Genomic DNA, 17050 nt, shown 5'->3' on the forward strand with positions numbered 1-17050 from the left:
CAATAGATCAATCCAGAAGAGAGAGGGTGACAGGCGCCAGATGGTTGTCTTCGACGCGCACCTGCAATTCACCTTCGCCAAGCCGGGCTTTCAAGCGCTGGCCGTTATGGGTTTGTGCCGCACTGCGAATCGCATGACCACGTTCATCGAGCAGGATGCTGTAGCCACGGCTCAGCGTTGCCAGTGGGCTGACCACGTGCAGCGTCTGCATGTGGCTTTGCAGCTGCAAACGTCGGGTCTTGAGGATCTCGCGAATCGCTCGAGGCAAGCGTTGGGACAAACTGTCCAGCCGTTGTCTCAACAGCGCGAGGGTGCGACCCGGATGCTGGGCGGCGAGGCGGGCTTGCAGGTGGGCCAGGCGTGCAGCGCGTTTTTGTGTGTGCTGCTCGAAGGCGCGACGCAGGCGCATGTCCAGATCGTCCAGACGTTGTGCTTGCTGGCGCAGGCGCTCGCCAGGGTGACGCAAGCGTCGAGAAATGCCTTCCAGGCGCAGGCGCTCGCGCATCAAGCGATCCTGGATGCGGGTGACTAACCGTCGCTTCAGGTTATCGACCCGACGCTGCAGGTCGCTGGCGTCCGGTGCGAGCAACTCTGCCGCAGCCGATGGCGTCGGCGCACGTACGTCGGCCACGAAATCGCTGATCGAGACGTCAGTCTCATGCCCGACGGCGCTGACAATTGGCGTCACGCAGGCATCGATTGCCCGGGCGACCGCTTCTTCGTTGAAGCACCACAAGTCTTCCAGCGACCCGCCGCCACGGGCCAGGATCAAGGCGTCAAACCCTCGAGAGTCGGCCAGTTTCAAGGCGCGGACAATTTGCGCGATAGCATCACGACCTTGCACTGCGGTAGGGATCAACGTCAGTTGGACCTGCGGCGCACGGCGGCGGAACACGCTGATGATGTCGCGAATCACCGCGCCCGTAGGCGAGCTGATGATACCGATGCGTCGTGGATGCGCCGGCAGGGGCACTTTGCGTTCGGTGCTGAACAGGCCTTCGGCGCTGAGTTTGTCTTTCAGTGCATCGAAGGCCAGGCGCAGGGCACCCTCACCGGCCGGCTCGACGGTGTCGAGGATGAGTTGATAATCGCCACGGCCTTCGAACAGCGAAACCTTGCCGCGCACTTTCACTGCCAGACCGTCTTTCAACACCTGACGAACCCGTGCGGCGCTTTGTCGGAACAGTGCGCAACGTACTTGGGCGCCACTGTCCTTGAGGGTGAAATACACATGGCCGGAAGCCGGGCGGGACAGATTGGATATTTCGCCTTCAACCCAGATATTACTGAACACATCCTCCAGCAGCACGCGTGCGCGGCCGTTGAGCTGGCTGACGGTGAGGACTTCCCGGTCGAGGCCGAGTCTTGCGAAGGGTTCTTTGATCATGGCGAGCATGATAAAGGCATGCCTTTATATAGGATAGGTAGCGGTGGTTTTATCTGGTCGAATGTACTGCGGGCTGGTTACAGTCGGCACGGATCATTTCATGGATGGATGTCGATGACCGTTGCCGATTTAACCGGACTGTTCAATCAACTGGCGTTCACGCCCCTCGACTGGGTGCTGATCGAACTGGGCGTGATAGGCGCATACATCGTATTTGGCATCGCCGGATTTGGTACTGCGTTGATCGCCGGGCCGGTGTTGATCAATTTCATGGCGTTGTCGCGGATCATCCCGTTGTTGGTATTGCTGGATTTCATCGCCGCGTTCGGCAATCTGCTGCCTTCGCGCCGATCGGTGGTCAAGGCCGAGCTTCTGCGCCTGCTGCCTTGCATGGCAGTAGGTTGCACCGTGGGTGTGGTGTTTTTGCTCAACCTCAAGTCCGATGTATTGCTGTTGCTGATGGGGGTGTTCATCACTGCTTATGCGCTTTATAGCCTGGGGGTAAAAATCCGTCCGACACAGCTCGCGGCAGGCTGGGCGATACCGATGGGCACCATTGGCGGCCTGTTCGGTGCGTTATTTGGCAGTGGTGGTTTTCTTTACGCGATTTACCTTAACAGCCGTTTGCCTTCCAAGGTGCAGGCTCGGGCGACCCAGGCCGCTTTGATCAGTTGCAGCACCATCGTCCGGTTGAGCCTGTTTCTGCTGGCGGGGGTATACGCCGAAATGCCGTTGCTGATGCTGGCCGCGTGTTTGTTTCCGGCGATGGTCGTGGGTTCATGGATCGGCCGCTCACTGATCATGAAACTGTCGCGTGAGGCCTTTGTGCGTCTGGTCACGTGGCTGGTGCTGGCGAGTGGTATTGCGTTGATCGGTCGCTACCTCTCCACATGAGCGAGCACTTGACCTGCAAGAGGGGGGGATTAAGCTGCCTTATTAAGTAGCAGCAATAGGCGTCATCCATGAATACCCAGAGCATCATCGTCCCGCAGATTTCCGACTTTCCGGCTCACGAGGCCCGAGCCCGGCTGATCCTGCGCTGGCTGATGAACAAGAACATCATCGAGCAAGAATTGACCACCTGCGGCCGCAGTTTCAGCAAGATGGCCTATGCCGTTGCGCCCGGTGCCCGTGATGTCGTCGAGAACCCTGAGGCCTTGCCATTCGGGCAAGCGATCAACGGCCTGGAGATCGTCACCAAGCGCTGCATCTTTACCCCGCTGACCGATTTCGCCGAAGAAGCCGGCTGCCCTGAGTGCAGAAAAGAAGTGGGTGAAGCACTGTTCGACAGCCTGGAAGACTGGATGCCGGGTCACACCGATAACTTCATCTGCCCGGAATGCGGGCATGAAGACGACATCAATGGCTTTCTGTTCCTGCAAGCCTGCGGTTTTTCCAACCTGGGTTTCATCTTCAATAACTGGCTGGACGCCTCGTTCAAGCAGAGCTTTCTCGATGAATTCGCCGAGCGTCTGGATCGTCCGGTTTCGTTCGTCAAAGTACATTTGGACACTGATTGATAATAGGCTGAGGTTTACATTGAGCAGGCAGGTCGGTATGGGTATAATGGCGCGCTTCCAATTTCCCGCTCGGGAGCCCCCGCGATGCTGCGTATCAGCCAAGAAGCTCTAACCTTCGACGACATTCTCCTAGTGCCCGGTTATTCCGAGGTGCTTCCCAACGAAGTTAGTTTGAAGACACGTTTGACACGTGGCATCGAGCTTAATATTCCGCTGGTCTCTGCCGCAATGGATACCGTGACTGAAGCCCGTCTGGCAATTGCCATGGCTCAGGAAGGTGGTATCGGCATTATCCACAAGAACATGACCATCGAGCAGCAAGCTGCCGAAGTGCGTAAGGTCAAGAAGTTCGAAGCCGGTGTAGTCAAGGACCCTATCACCATCGAGGCGGATGCCACGGTACGTGATCTGTTCGAACTGACGCATCTGCATAATATTTCCGGCGTACCGGTGATGCACAATGGCGACCTGGTCGGCATCGTGACGTCTCGAGACGTGCGCTTCGAAAACCGTCTGGATGTTCCTGTCCGTGAAGTGATGACGCCTAAAGAGCGTCTCGTCACTGTTCGTGAAGGCGCCGACAAGAACGAAGTGCGTGAGCTGCTGCACAGGCATCGTCTGGAAAAAGTCCTGATCGTCGACGACAAGTTCGCGCTCAAGGGCATGATGACCGTCAAGGACATCGAAAAAGCCAAGGCCTACCCATTGGCGAGCAAGGACGATCAAGGTCGTCTGCGTGTCGGCGCTGCGGTCGGTACCGGCAAGGACACTGCCGAACGCGTTGCAGCCCTGGTCTCCGCCGGCGTTGACGTGGTGGTGGTTGACACCGCTCACGGCCACTCCAAAGGCGTGATCGATCGCGTCCGTTGGGTCAAACAGAATTTCCCTGAAGTGCAGGTCATCGGCGGCAACATCGCCACCGGCGCTGCTGCCAAGGCGTTGGCAGAAGCTGGCGCCGATGCGGTCAAGGTCGGTATCGGTCCTGGCTCCATCTGCACCACGCGCATCGTTGCCGGTGTCGGCGTGCCGCAAATCAGTGCCATCGCCAACGTCGCCGCTGCCCTTGAAGGCACGGGCGTTCCGTTGATCGCCGATGGCGGCATCCGTTATTCGGGTGACCTGTCCAAAGCCATCGTAGCCGGTGCTTCCTGCGTGATGATGGGCTCGATGTTTGCCGGTACCGAAGAGGCGCCAGGTGAAATCGAACTGTTCCAGGGTCGCTCCTACAAGGCTTACCGCGGTATGGGTTCGCTGGGTGCGATGTCTCAGGCGCAGGGCTCTTCTGACCGTTACTTCCAGGACTCTTCCGAGGGTGCCGAGAAGCTGGTGCCGGAAGGCATCGAAGGCCGGGTCGCTTACAAAGGCTCGCTGAGCGCTATCGTTCACCAATTGATGGGCGGCCTGCGTTCATCCATGGGTTACACCGGCAGCGCCACGATCGAAGAGATGCGCACCAAGCCAGAATTCGTGCGTATCACCGGTGCCGGCATGGCTGAGTCCCATGTCCACGACGTGCAGATCACCAAAGAAGCGCCGAACTACCGCGTAGGTTAAAAGCGCTATCCAGTGTCATCTAAATAATCGGGGCTGCTAGCAGCCCCGTGTTGTTTCCGAATTCCACCGAGAGAATGAGTCATGGCCCTCGACATTCACGCCCACCGCATCCTGATCCTCGACTTCGGTTCCCAGTACACCCAACTGATCGCCCGCCGCGTGCGTGAGATCGGCGTGTATTGCGAGCTGCATCCGTTCGACATGGACGACGAAGCGATTCGCGCATTCAACCCACGCGGGATCATTCTCGCCGGTGGCCCTGAGTCCGTACACGAAGCCGATAGCCCGCGCGCGCCAAAGGCCGTGTTTGACCTGAACGTGCCGGTCTTCGGGATTTGCTACGGCATGCAGACCATGGCTGAACAGCTGGGTGGTCGCGTCGAAGGTTCCGAGCTGCGCGAATTCGGTTATGCCCGCGTCGATGTGGTGGGCAAGAGCCGCCTTCTCGAAGGTATTGAAGACCACGTTGATGCAGACGGTCTTTTCGGCCTTGACGTGTGGATGAGCCACGGCGACAAAGTGACTGAAATCCCGGAAGGCTTTCACGTACTGGCCAGCACCCCGAGCTGTGCGATCGCCGGCATGGCCGACGACGCGCGCGGTTACTACGGCGTGCAGTTCCACCCGGAAGTGACCCACACCAAGCAGGGCGGTCGCATCCTGTCGCGCTTCATTCTCGACATTTGCGGCTGCGAAGCTTTGTGGACGCCGTCGCACATTGCTGAAGACGCCATCGCGCATGTCCGTGCCCTGGTTGGCACCGATAACGTGCTGCTCGGTCTGTCCGGCGGTGTCGATTCTTCGGTGGTTGCGGCATTGCTGCACAAAGCCATTGGCGATCAACTGACCTGCGTCTTCGTCGACAACGGCCTGCTGCGTCTGCACGAAGGCGAGCAAGTGATGGCCATGTTCGCCGAGAACATGGGTGTCAAAGTGATCCGCGCCAACGCCGCAGATCAGTTCCTCGACAATCTGGCGGGCGAAAGCGATCCAGAGAAGAAACGCAAAATCATCGGTCGCACCTTCATCGATGTGTTCGATGCCGAATCCTGCAAGCTGGACAACATCAAGTACCTGGCCCAGGGCACCATCTACCCGGACGTGATCGAGTCGGCTGGCGCGAAAAGCGGCAAGGCTCATGTGATCAAGTCGCACCACAACGTGGGTGGCTTGCCGGACGAGATGAACCTGAAACTGGTCGAGCCGTTGCGCGAACTGTTCAAGGATGAAGTCCGTCGCCTGGGTCTCGAACTCGGCCTGCCGTACGACATGGTTTACCGTCACCCATTCCCGGGCCCAGGCCTCGGTGTGCGGATTCTCGGTGAAGTGAAAAAGGAATACGCCGACCTGTTGCGTCGCGCTGACCACATCTTCATCGAAGAGCTGCGCAAGGCTGACTGGTACCACAAGGTCAGCCAGGCATTCGTGGTGTTCCAGCCGGTGAAATCGGTCGGTGTGGTGGGCGATGCCCGTCGTTACGCTTGGGTTGTCGCCCTGCGTGCGGTGGAAACCGTCGACTTCATGACCGCGCGTTGGGCACACCTGCCTTACGAACTGCTGGAAACCGTCAGCGGCCGCATCATCAATGAAATCGAAGGCATCTCCCGCGTCACCTACGACGTATCGAGCAAGCCGCCAGCGACCATTGAGTGGGAATGATTTGATCGCGCTTGCAGCTTCGCAGCGCTGAAATGATTCAATCTATGAGGGCAGCCCAGGCTGCCCTTATTTTTTTTCAAATGCAGGTGTATCGTATTCGCCCCTGGCATCTGTTCTCAGGTGTGTGCGGGTCCTCCGGCTCCGCTCTGTTTTCTTTTTGAGGTGCTTGCGCTTATGTCCTTTACCCGTCGACAAATACTCGGAGGTTTAGCCGGTCTTGCCGTGGTTGGTTTAGGCGCAGGTGGCGCTTCGCGCTATTGGCTGGGGCGCAGGGATTCCGACGCGGGGCACGACTACGAGCTGATTGCCGCGCCATTGGATCTGGAGCTGGTGTCTGGCCATCAGACCCCGGCCTGGGCATTCGGTGGCTCCGCGCCGGGCACTGAGTTGCGGGTGCGTCAGGGCGAGTGGTTGCGAGTACGGTTCATCAACAAGCTGCCGGTGCCGACCACGATCCACTGGCACGGAATTCGTTTGCCGCTGGAAATGGACGGCGTGCCGTACGTTTCGCAGCTGCCTGTGTTGCCGGGCGAGTATTTCGATTACACGTTTCGCGTGCCGGACGCCGGCAGCTACTGGTATCACCCGCATGTGAACAGCAGCGAAGAGCTGGGTCGCGGGTTGGTTGGGCCGCTGATCGTTGAAGAGCGTGAGCCGACCGGTTTCCTGCATGAGCGGACCCTGAGCCTGAAAAGCTGGCACGTTGACGAAGAGGGCGCATTCACTGCCTTCAGCGTGCCTCGTGAAGCCGCGCGCGGCGGTACGGCGGGGCGCTTATCGACTATCAATGGCGTGCCGCAAGCCGTCATTGACTTGCCTGCCGGGCAGATTGTCCGGGTCAGGCTACTCAATCTCGACAATACCCTGACCTATCGCCTGAACATGCCCGGTGTCGAGGCGCAGATCTACGCGCTGGACGGCAACCCGGTCAAGCCACGGCCGCTGGGTAAGGAATATTGGCTGGGGCCGGGTATGCGCATTTGTCTGGCGATCAAGGCGCCCGCAGCGGGCGAAGAGATTTCGTTGCGCAATGGCCCTGTACGCCTGGGAACCTTTCGTTCGGTTGCCAGCAGCGACGCGGTCGGCAAATGGCCACCGGCGCTGCCGGCCAATCCGGTTTCCGAACCAGACATGGCCAACGCCGAGAAGCTCAACTTCAATTTTGAATGGGTGGGTTCCGTGTCGGTGAACGTCGACAATGGTGCGCCACCGAGCTTGTGGCAGATCAATGGCAAGGCGTGGGACATCACCGACAAGACCTGCGCCGACCGGCCCATCGCCAAGCTGCAAAAGGGTAAAAGCTACATCTTCGAGTTGAAGAACATGACCCAGTATCAGCACCCGATTCACTTGCACGGTATGAGCTTCAAGGTCATCGGGTCGAACCGCAGGACGATCATTCCGTACTTCACCGACACCTACCTGCTCGGCAAAAACGAGCGGGCACGTGTCGCGCTGGTAGCCGATAATCCGGGCGTGTGGATGTTCCACTGCCATGTGATCGACCACATGGAAACCGGGCTAATGGCCGCAATAGAGGTGTCCTGATGAGGCAGCCGCAGATTATTGATCGCAGTCAGGATCAACATTTCATGCGTGAGGCAATGGCGCTGGCCACGCAGGGCGCAGCCTTGGGTGAAGTGCCGGTGGGCGCGATAGTGGTGCAGAACGGCGAAATTATTGGTCGCGGGTTCAATTGCCCTATCAGCGGCAGCGACCCCAGCGCCCACGCCGAGATGGTCGCCATTCGCGCCGCCGCTCAGGTGCTCAGTAATTATCGGTTACCGGGTAGCACCCTCTACGTCACCCTCGAACCGTGCAGCATGTGCGCCGGGTTGATTGTGCATTCACGCATCGCTCGCGTGGTTTACGGTGCGCTTGAGCCCAAGGCCGGTATTGTCCAGAGTCAGGGGCAGTTCTTCAGTCAGGCCTTCCTCAATCATAGGGTGCTGTTCGAAGGGGGCGTGCTGGCGGAGGAGTGCGGGACGATGTTGAGTGAGTTCTTCAAGATGCGCCGGGCGAAGGCTTGAGTTCTCTGGCGCGATAGATCAGGGCAGACGCTTAAAGTGCAGGGTTGTCTTCAGTCGGTTTGGTCTTGTCCACGCCCGGTACATGCAGATTGCCATCTGCGACCTGGCTGCCTTCAAGCTGCGGCTGGGTGACCCACGTGAGGATGTCGTAATAACGACGGATGTTGGCGACAAAGTGCACGGGTTCGCCGCCTCGGGCATAACCGTAGCGGGTTTTGCTGAACCATTTTTTTTGCGCCAGACGCGGCAACATTTTTTTCACGTCCAGCCATTTATTTGGATTCAGGCCCTCGTTCTCGGCCAATTTGCGCGCATCATCCAGATGACCGCTACCGACGTTGTAGGCAGCAAGCGCTAACCACGTACGATCAGGCTCTTGAATCTTGTCGTCCAGCTGATCCTTCATGTAGGCAAAGTACTTTGAGCCCCCGTCGATGCTCTGCTTGGCGTCCAGTCGGTTGGACACGCCCATGGCCTGCGCCGTGTTTTGAGTCAGCATCATCAAACCCCGTACGCCGGTTTTTGACGTGACGCCGGGCTGCCATAACGATTCCTGATAACCGATGGCGGCCAGTAATCGCCAATCCACCTGCTCTTCCTTGCCTGCCGAACGGAAATGCTTTTCATAGTGTGGCAAACGCTGCTGAAGGTGCTGGGCGAAGGTGTAGGCCCCCACATAGCCAAGGACGTCGACATGCCCGTAATAGCGATCTTTCAAGCGCTGTAGCGTGCCGTTCTTCTCGACCTTGTCGAGGAAATTGTTGATCTCGTTCAGCAGACTGTTGTCTTCGCCCAGTGCGACGGCCCAGCGCTGATCACGGCTATCGCCCAGGTCGAAGGCAACGCGCACGTTCGGGAAGTACACCTGATTCATCGCCAATTCATTGGAGTCGACCAAGGTCAGGTCAATCTGGCCCTCATCCACCATGCGCAACAGGTCGACCACTTCCACCGCGTCGGACTCTTCGTACTCAAGCGCCGGCGTTTTCAGCTTCAGTGCGGCCAGTTGTTCGGCATGGCTGCTGCCCTTGAGTACCATGATCTTTTTTCCGATCAAATCGCCGGCATCGGTGGGGCGCGACTGGCCGTTGCGGTAGATGATCTGAGGGGTGACTTGCAGGTACGGATGGGAAAAACGGGCTTGCAGCTTGCGTGTGTCGGTAGCAACCAGGCCCGCAGCGGCCAGCACCGGGCCTCCGGGCTTCTGCAACTGGTCGAATAAAACATCAAGGTTGTCGGCGGTTTCGATCTTCAGTTCGACCCCGAGATCCTCGGCGAAGCGCTTGACCAGCTCGTATTCGAAACCGGTTTCACCGTTGCGATCCTGGAAATAAGTGGCCGGACTGTTACGAGTGACCACGCGCAGAATGCCGTCCTCCTTGACTCGCTCCAGTGTGTTGGGTTTATCAACACAGGCGCCGAGCATTAGGAAGAGTCCGGTTGCGATGAGCCATTTGGCACAGCGCGGGCGGAAAGCGGATTGGGAAAACATGGGTGCAGTATACGCAAAGGACCCCGACCGCCATATCTCGACAGTGAGGGCCTTGTCTGATAGAGCGGAGCGATTCCAGGGTCGCCGATATTAGGCGATGCTGGAAACCACCGTTCTGGGTGCTGAAAGGGGCGGTTTAGGCTAGAATGTACGGCCTCAAAGCACACCCCTTCCCGAGGCTGTCCCGAAGATGTTGATCCTGCGCGGTGCTCCTGCCCTTTCTGCCTTCCGCCACAGCAAATTACTTGAGCAACTGAAACAAAAAGTTTCAGCTGTCAGTGGCTTGTACGCTGAATTCGCCCACTTCGCTGAGGTCACTGGCGTTCTGACCGATGAAGAACAGCAGGTCCTTGCCCGCCTTCTGAAATACGGCCCGAGTGTGCCGGTTCAAGAGCCGGCCGGTCGACTGTTCCTGGTGTTGCCGCGTTTTGGCACTATTTCACCCTGGTCGAGCAAGGCCAGCGATATTGCCCGCAACTGCGGTCTGGCAAAAATTCAGCGCCTTGAGCGCGGTATCGCTTTCTATGTAGAAGGCCAGTTCAGCGACGTCGAAGCCGAGCTGATTGCTGACGCTCTGCATGACCGCATGACGCAGCTGGTGTTGGGCACGCTGGAACAGGCCGCCGGTCTGTTCCGCCATGCCGAACCCAAGCCGCTGACGGCCATCGATGTTCTGGGTGGCGGTCGCGTCGCGCTGGAAAAAGCCAACGTCGAGCTGGGCCTGGCCCTGGCCGATGATGAAATCGATTACTTGGTGACCAGCTTCGAGGCACTGGGGCGCAATCCTCACGACATCGAACTGATGATGTTCGCCCAGGCCAACTCTGAGCATTGCCGCCACAAAATCTTCAATGCCAGCTGGGATATCGACGGCCAGAACCAGGAAAAAAGCCTGTTCGGCATGATCAAGAACACCTTCCAGATGCATGGCGAAGGTGTCCTCTCTGCCTATAAGGACAACGCCGCGGTCATCGAAGGCCCGGTGGCGGGTCGTTTCTTCCCGAACCCTGAAACCCGTCAGTACGGCGCGGTGCAGGAGCCGGTGCACATCTTGATGAAGGTCGAGACCCACAACCACCCAACCGCGATTGCTCCGTTCCCGGGCGCCTCTACCGGCTCCGGCGGCGAGATTCGTGACGAAGGTGCAACCGGTCGCGGCGCCAAGCCAAAAGCCGGCCTGACCGGTTTTACCGTGTCGAACCTGCTGATTCCCGGTTTTGAACAGCCGTGGGAAGTGCCGTACGGCAAACCCGAGCGCATCGTGACGGCGCTGGACATCATGCTTGAAGGCCCGCTGGGCGGCGCGGCGTTCAACAACGAATTTGGACGTCCGGCCCTGACCGGTTACTTCCGCACCTTCGAACAATCGATCAGCACCCCGCACGGTGATGAAGTCCGTGGTTACCACAAGCCGATCATGCTGGCTGGCGGTATGGGCAACATCCGTGACGAACACGTGCAGAAAGCCGAGATCACTGTCGGCTCCAAGCTGATCGTGCTCGGCGGTCCGGCCATGTTGATCGGTCTGGGTGGCGGTGCCGCGTCGTCGATGGCGACCGGCACCAGCTCGGCGGATCTGGATTTTGCTTCGGTTCAGCGTGAAAACCCTGAAATGGAGCGTCGCTGTCAGGAAGTGATCGACCGTTGCTGGCAGTTGGGCGATCAAAACCCGATCAGCTTCATCCATGACGTCGGCGCGGGCGGTCTGTCCAACGCCTTCCCGGAACTGGTCAACGATGGCGGGCGTGGCGGTCGTTTCGAGCTGCGCAACATTCCAAATGACGAGCCGGGCATGGCCCCGCTGGAAATCTGGAGCAACGAATCACAAGAACGTTATGTGATGGCGGTTGGCGCTGCAGATTTCGAGCGCTTCAAAGCCATTTGCGAACGTGAGCGTTGCCCGTTTGCCGTCGTCGGTGAAGCCACTGCCGAGCCGCAACTGACGGTGACCGACAGCCACTTCGGCAACAGCCCGGTGGACATGCCGCTGGAAGTGCTGCTGGGCAAGGCGCCGCGCATGCACCGTTCGGCGACTCGCGAAAGCGAACTGGGCGATGATTTCGACCCGAGCACCCTGGAGATCGACGAGTGTGTGCAGCGCGTTCTGCATCACCCGGCCGTCGCCAGCAAAAGCTTCCTGATCACCATCGGTGACCGGACCATCACCGGTCTGGTTGCTCGTGATCAAATGGTGGGTCCGTGGCAAGTGCCCGTGGCCGACTGTGCCGTGACGGCCACCAGCTTCGATGTGAACACCGGTGAAGCCATGGCCATGGGCGAGCGTACGCCGCTGGCACTGCTGGATGCTCCGGCGTCCGGGCGCATGGCGATTGGCGAAACCCTGACCAACATCGTTGCTTCGCGTATTGCGAAAATTTCCGACATCAAACTGTCGGCCAACTGGATGTCCGCTGCCGGTCACCCCGGTGAAGACGCACGTTTGTATGACACCGTGAAAGCGGTCGGCATGGAGCTGTGCCCTGAACTGGGTATCACCATCCCGGTGGGCAAGGACTCGATGTCCATGAAAACCCAGTGGCGCGATGAAGGTACCGAGAAGAGCGTGACGTCGCCGCTGTCGTTGATCGTGACCGGCTTTGCCCCGGTGGTCGACATCCGCCAGACCCTGACGCCAGAGCTGCGCATGGACAAGGGCGAAACCGACCTGATCCTGATCGATCTGGGCCGTGGTCAGAACCGCATGGGCGCCTCGATTCTCGCCCAGGTTCACGGCAAGCTGGGTCGTGTTGCACCCGACGTGGACGATGCTGAAGACCTCAAGGCGTTCTTCGCCGTGATCCAGGGCCTGAATGCTGACGGCCTCTTGCTGGCTTATCACGACCGTTCCGACGGTGGCCTGTTGGTCACCGCTCTCGAAATGGCCTTCGCCGGCCACTGCGGTTTGAACCTGTACTTAGACAGCCTGGCAGAAACCTCCGCCGAGCTGGCAGCCATCCTGTTCAACGAAGAGCTGGGCGCAGTGATTCAGGTTCACCAGGATGATACGCCGGAGGTGCTTGCACAGTTCAGCGCGGCCGGGCTTCAGGATTGCGTCGCGGTCATCGGTCAGCCGGTGAACAACGATGAAGTGGCGATCAGCTTCAACGGTGATTCGGTGTTTGCCGGTCAACGTCGTTCGCTGCAACGTCAGTGGGCCGAAACCAGTTATCAAATCCAGCGTCTGCGTGACAACGTCGAATGCGCCGAACAAGAGTTCGATGTACTGCTCGAAGAAGACAACCCTGGCCTGAGCGTCAAGCTGGGCTTCGACGTGAACGAAAACATCAGCGCGCCGTACATCAAGAAAGGCATTCGTCCGCAAGTGGCGGTCCTGCGTGAGCAGGGCGTCAACGGTCAGGTCGAGATGGCGGCGGCGTTCGATCGCGCCGGCTTCAACGCCATCGACGTGCACATGAGCGATATTCTCGCCGGTAGCGTCGATCTGAATGAGTTCAAAGGTCTGGTGGCCTGCGGTGGTTTCTCCTACGGCGACGTGCTCGGCGCGGGCGAAGGCTGGGCCAAGTCGGCCCTGTTCAACAGTCGCGCGCGGGATGCTTTCCAGAGCTTCTTCGAGCGTCAGGACAGCTTCACCCTTGGCGTGTGTAACGGTTGCCAGATGTTGTCCAACCTTCGCGAACTGGTTCCAGGCAGCGAGTTCTGGCCTCACTTCGTGCGCAACCGCTCCGAGCAGTTCGAAGCACGGGTAGCGATGGTTCAGGTTCAGGAATCAGCGTCGATCTTCCTCCAGGGTATGGCCGGTTCGCGTATGCCGATCGCCATTGCTCACGGTGAGGGTCTGGCTGAATTCCGCAACGAAGACGCGTTGCTTGAAGCTGATGTGTCCGGATGCGTAGCGATGCGGTTTGTCGACAACCATGGCAAGGTCACCGAAACTTACCCTGCCAACCCGAACGGTTCGCCGCGCGGGATTACGGGTCTCACCAGCCGTGACGGCCGTGTCACCATCATGATGCCGCACCCTGAGCGTGTGTTCCGTGCCGTGCAGAACTCCTGGTGTCCGGAAGAGTGGGATGAAGACGGTGCCTGGATGCGCATGTTCCGTAATGCGCGGGTATGGGTGAACTGATAGACAAAGGTCGAGCCATGTACAAGCTCAGCTTTTTCGTTCCACCGAGCCATGTAGAGGTGGTCAAGAGTGCCGTATTCGCCGCAGGTGCCGGGCGAATCGGGGCTTACGACAACTGCTCATGGCAGGTGCTGGGTCAAGGCCAGTTTCGCCCGTTGGACGGCAGTCAGCCGTTCATCGGGCAGGCGGGCGAGATCGAGCAGGTGGAGGAATGGAAGGTGGAGCTGGTAGTGGCTGACGATTTGATCGCTCAGGCAGTGATGGCTCTAAAGCAGAGCCATCCCTATGAAACGCCAGCTTACGAAGTATGGAAGCTGGCGGATTTCTGAATCCGCTGCACCTGAGTTATGTTGCCTCTGGCCGACAGGCCGCAGGCACTGACTGGGCTGCGATGGAGGGCAAAGCCTAACCCTTTCCCCCGCATCGGCCGCAACGCCTCGCTCAACCCTTGAGCACGGCTGCCGATCAGTACATGTCAAACACCCCCTTCAAGTTTACTCAAGCCTTGGCCATCCAGCGCCACGCCCCTGCAGTTTTCAGGTACCGCGCCGGTTTCGTTGCTCGGTGACTGTTCGCGGCCCGGTGTTTTCAGGTGGAAGTGTCGGATGCAGTAGTCGAATGCCACGTAGTACACGACGGCATAGGCCAGTCCCAGCGGGAAAATCATCCAGCCGTTGGTGGACTCACCCCAGCCCAGCACCATATCGATCGCGCCGCCAGAGAAGGTAAAGCCCAGGTGAATGTCGAGCAGGTTCGTCAGCGCCATCGACAGGCCTGTCAGCACTGCATGGATCAGGTACAGCAAGGGTGCGAGAAACATGAAGGTGAACTCCACGGGTTCGGTAACCCCGGTCAAAAACGAGGTCAGCGCCATGCACAGTAGAACCCCACCAATCAATTTGCGTTGGCTGGCGAGGGCGTTGCGGTACATTGCCAGGCACGCCGCAGGCAGGCCGAACATCATCATGGGAAACATGCCGGCCATGAACTGCCCGGCGTCGGGGTCGCCAGCGAAATAGCGCGCCAGATCACCTGTCACCCTGCGCCCTGTGTCCGGGTCGGTAAAGGTGCCAAACACGAACCACACCAGATTGTTCAGGATGTGATGCAGGCCGGTGACGACCAGGAGACGGTTCAGCACACCAAAGGCAAACGCGCCGACGCCGCCGCTTTCCAACATCAGCTTGCCGAGGCTGTTGATGCCGTCCTGCAAGGGCGGCCAAATCAGGCCAAATATCAGCCCCAGACCGACCGCTATCAGCCCGGTGGCGATGGGCACAAACCGTCGTCCAGCAAAAAAAGCCAGGTACTCAGGGAGTTTGATGTCACTGAATCGGTTGTACAGCGCGCCGCCCATCAGGCCGCTGATGATCCCCGCTAGCACGCCCATGTCGATCTTTGGATCAAGCACCTGGAGCGTGGAGATCATCACCAGATAGCCGATAGCGCCCGCCAGCCCAGCGGTGCCGTTGTTGTCGCGGGCGAAACCGACGGCGATGCCAATGGCGAAGATGAGCGCCAGATTGGCGAAAATCGTGCTGCCCGCTGCGTGCATGATCGCGATGTTCAGCAGGTCGGTATCACCCAGGCGCAGCAGCAGGCCGGCAATCGGCAAGATGGCGATGGGCAGCATCAAGGCGCGGCCCAGCCTCTGTAAGCCTTCGATCAGGTGCTGGTGCATGGTATTGCTCCTTATTGCGATGCATGGCGCTGTTCTCGCAGAGTGGGTGCGGGTGACGTTGCTCAGGTAGCAGCACGCAAACTCCGGGAACGATCAACCATCACGCAATCAGCCCTGCTCCCGGTTTGCAAGCGCCCACACGCTTCCAGACCCAGATAATCGGCGGGGCATTGAAACGGTCGCAAAGGCCGGGTGGTGGCTGATCTGGGCGCGCAGGAAGGCCTTTCCGGCCTTATCGCAGGATGGCGGGGGTGCTGAGTCGGGTGGGACCAGAGTGGAAACGGTGTCGATCAAAAATGATCAGGGACGGATTTCGACCATGGTGCCGTCTTTGACCAGGTCCCAGAGCTCGCGCATGTCGGTGTTTCTCATGGCGATGCAGCCGTCGGTCCAGTCCAGGGTCTGGAAATACCACTCCGGGTAATCATCGTTGACCGGCGTACCGTGGATCATGATCATGCTGCCCGGGTTGACGCCTTCGCGTCGGGCGCGCGCCGAGTCGCTGATATTCGGGTAGGAGATATGCATCGACAGGTTGTAACTGTCGCTGACCTTGCGCCAGTCCAGCCAGTAGAGACCTTCCGGGGTGCGCTTGTCGCCTTCTCGAAGCTTTTGCCCCTTGGGTACTTTGCCCAGCGAGATGCGGTAGGTCTTGAGTGGCTCGCCTTCGCTGATCAACTGCAGTTGATGTGCAGACTTCAGGATCAGTACTTTATCGATGCTTTTAGCAGCGATGCTCTGCGTGTTGATGACTGTTCCACCGATGAACTTCTGTTCACTGCCCTTGGGCAGTCTGGTTTCGGTGAATGCAGCTTGAGACAGCGGAACGACGCAACTACACAAAAGGGCAAGCAACCAACGCATCGAAACGGTATCCCTGAGCAATGTATGGGTAGCGCTACACGCGCTACCGGCGGAGTAACTAGGTCTTTTTTATCTGCTGCGACGGTGTCAGGGACTCAGTTCGCACTGGGTAAACCTGCTGGATCCGGTCGGCAAAGAAGCATTCTAAGGTACGCTTTACCGTCATGAAAGCCAGCTCTGACCATGGAATGTCTGCCTCGTCGAAAAGCCGGACCTCCAGGCTCTCGACCCCGGCAGCAAATTCCAGATCTACCAGCTCGGCGCGATAAAACACGTGAACCTGACTGATGTGCGGCACATCGACCAGCATGTACAGGCTCAGGTTGCGCAGCGTGGCGCAGGCTTCTTCCACCGTTTCGCGGCGGGCGGCCTGTTCGACCGTTTCCCCGTTTTCCATGAAACCGGCCGGTAAGGTCCAGTACCCCATGCGCGGCTCGATGGCGCGACGGCATAGAAGCACCTGCGTGCCCCAGATCGGCAGGCACCCGGCGACGATATTAGGGTTCTGATAATGGACGGTCTGGCAACGCTCGCAGACGTAACGTAAGCGGCTATCGCCCTCGGGGATGCGCTGAACGACCGGGTTGCCGCACTGGCTGCAGAATTTCATACTGAACGTCGATTCCTGAAATCAGCCGCTATCTTGGCGTGCCGCACCGGGGTCGGCAAGCTGAGCTTGCACAAGCAGGTCCAATCAGTTGCCGGGTTGTCCTACAAGGGGTTGGGCGCATCGCCGCTTTGGTGCATTATGCCAGGTAGGCAACAGATCGAGATTT

General features: G+C 59.0%; 12 protein-coding genes and 1 pseudogene. 8 read left to right on the top strand and 5 right to left on the bottom strand.

Features of this window, described 5'->3' with window-relative positions; all coding sequences use genetic code 11:
• Positions 1-7 precede the first annotated feature (7 nt).
• On the bottom strand, positions 8-1387 hold the full coding sequence (gene xseA, locus K0F75_RS07075) for an exodeoxyribonuclease VII large subunit (protein ID WP_219061314.1): 1380 nt from the start codon (positions 1385-1387) through the stop codon (positions 8-10).
• Between the two features lie 108 nt (positions 1388-1495).
• On the opposite strand from xseA, the gene K0F75_RS07080 reads away from it, so the two are divergent.
• The 6 genes from K0F75_RS07080 (at position 1496) to tadA (ending at position 8150) form a co-directional block, all read left to right on the top strand.
• On the top strand, positions 1496-2281 hold the full coding sequence (locus K0F75_RS07080; protein WP_219061143.1) for a sulfite exporter TauE/SafE family protein: 786 nt from the start codon (positions 1496-1498) through the stop codon (positions 2279-2281).
• Between the two features lie 68 nt (positions 2282-2349).
• The gene (locus K0F75_RS07085; protein WP_219061144.1) at positions 2350-2907 is read left to right on the top strand and encodes a sugar ABC transporter ATPase; all 558 of its coding nucleotides are present in this window, start codon (positions 2350-2352) and stop codon (positions 2905-2907) included.
• A gap of 84 nt (positions 2908-2991) precedes the next feature.
• Positions 2992-4461: an IMP dehydrogenase gene (guaB, locus tag K0F75_RS07090; RefSeq protein WP_219061145.1), complete on the top strand. Its 1470-nt coding sequence runs from the start codon at positions 2992-2994 to the stop codon at positions 4459-4461.
• A gap of 81 nt (positions 4462-4542) precedes the next feature.
• A complete protein-coding gene (gene guaA, locus K0F75_RS07095; protein WP_219061146.1) occupies positions 4543-6120 on the top strand; it encodes a glutamine-hydrolyzing GMP synthase in 1578 nt (525 codons plus the stop codon).
• Between the two features lie 174 nt (positions 6121-6294).
• On the top strand, positions 6295-7668 hold the full coding sequence (locus tag K0F75_RS07100) for a multicopper oxidase family protein (RefSeq protein WP_219061147.1): 1374 nt from the start codon (positions 6295-6297) through the stop codon (positions 7666-7668).
• Positions 7668-8150 carry a tRNA adenosine(34) deaminase TadA gene (gene tadA / locus K0F75_RS07105; protein ID WP_219061148.1) on the top strand — a complete coding sequence of 161 codons (483 nt, stop codon included), beginning with the start codon at positions 7668-7670 and terminating at the stop codon, positions 8148-8150. The genes K0F75_RS07100 and tadA overlap by 1 nt, the downstream gene beginning before the upstream one ends.
• A gap of 31 nt (positions 8151-8181) precedes the next feature.
• Here tadA and mltF read toward each other — a convergent pair whose 3' ends face one another.
• Complete coding sequence (gene mltF / locus K0F75_RS07110) at positions 8182-9642, bottom strand: membrane-bound lytic murein transglycosylase MltF (RefSeq protein ID WP_219061149.1); 1461 nt, start codon at positions 9640-9642, stop codon at positions 8182-8184.
• Between the two features lie 190 nt (positions 9643-9832).
• Between mltF and purL the strand changes: the two genes are divergently transcribed.
• Both purL and K0F75_RS07120 read left to right on the top strand, forming a co-directional pair.
• Complete coding sequence (gene purL, locus K0F75_RS07115; protein ID WP_219061150.1) at positions 9833-13729, top strand: phosphoribosylformylglycinamidine synthase; 3897 nt, start codon at positions 9833-9835, stop codon at positions 13727-13729.
• 17 nt (positions 13730-13746) lie between these two features.
• Positions 13747-14058, top strand: coding sequence for a YqfO family protein (locus K0F75_RS07120; RefSeq protein ID WP_219061315.1), 312 nt, complete (start codon positions 13747-13749; stop codon positions 14056-14058).
• 218 nt (positions 14059-14276) lie between these two features.
• Here K0F75_RS07120 and K0F75_RS07125 read toward each other — a convergent pair.
• From K0F75_RS07125 to K0F75_RS07135, 3 genes and pseudogenes are all read right to left on the bottom strand, one after another.
• Positions 14277-15410, bottom strand: a pseudogene (locus tag K0F75_RS07125) (PTS transporter subunit EIIC); the annotation flags it as partial.
• Positions 15411-15710: 300 nt separating this feature from the next.
• Positions 15711-16274 (bottom strand): murein L,D-transpeptidase family protein, encoded by a 564-nt coding sequence (locus K0F75_RS07130; protein WP_219061151.1) that lies wholly within the window; start codon positions 16272-16274, stop codon positions 15711-15713.
• A 58-nt stretch (positions 16275-16332) separates the two neighbouring features.
• A complete protein-coding gene (locus tag K0F75_RS07135; RefSeq protein WP_219061152.1) occupies positions 16333-16884 on the bottom strand; it encodes an NUDIX hydrolase in 552 nt (183 codons plus the stop codon).
• Positions 16885-17050: the final 166 nt, after the last annotated feature.

It is taken from the genome of Pseudomonas sp. UMAB-08 (assembly GCF_900095225.1).
Lineage (GTDB): Bacteria > Pseudomonadota > Gammaproteobacteria > Pseudomonadales > Pseudomonadaceae > Aquipseudomonas.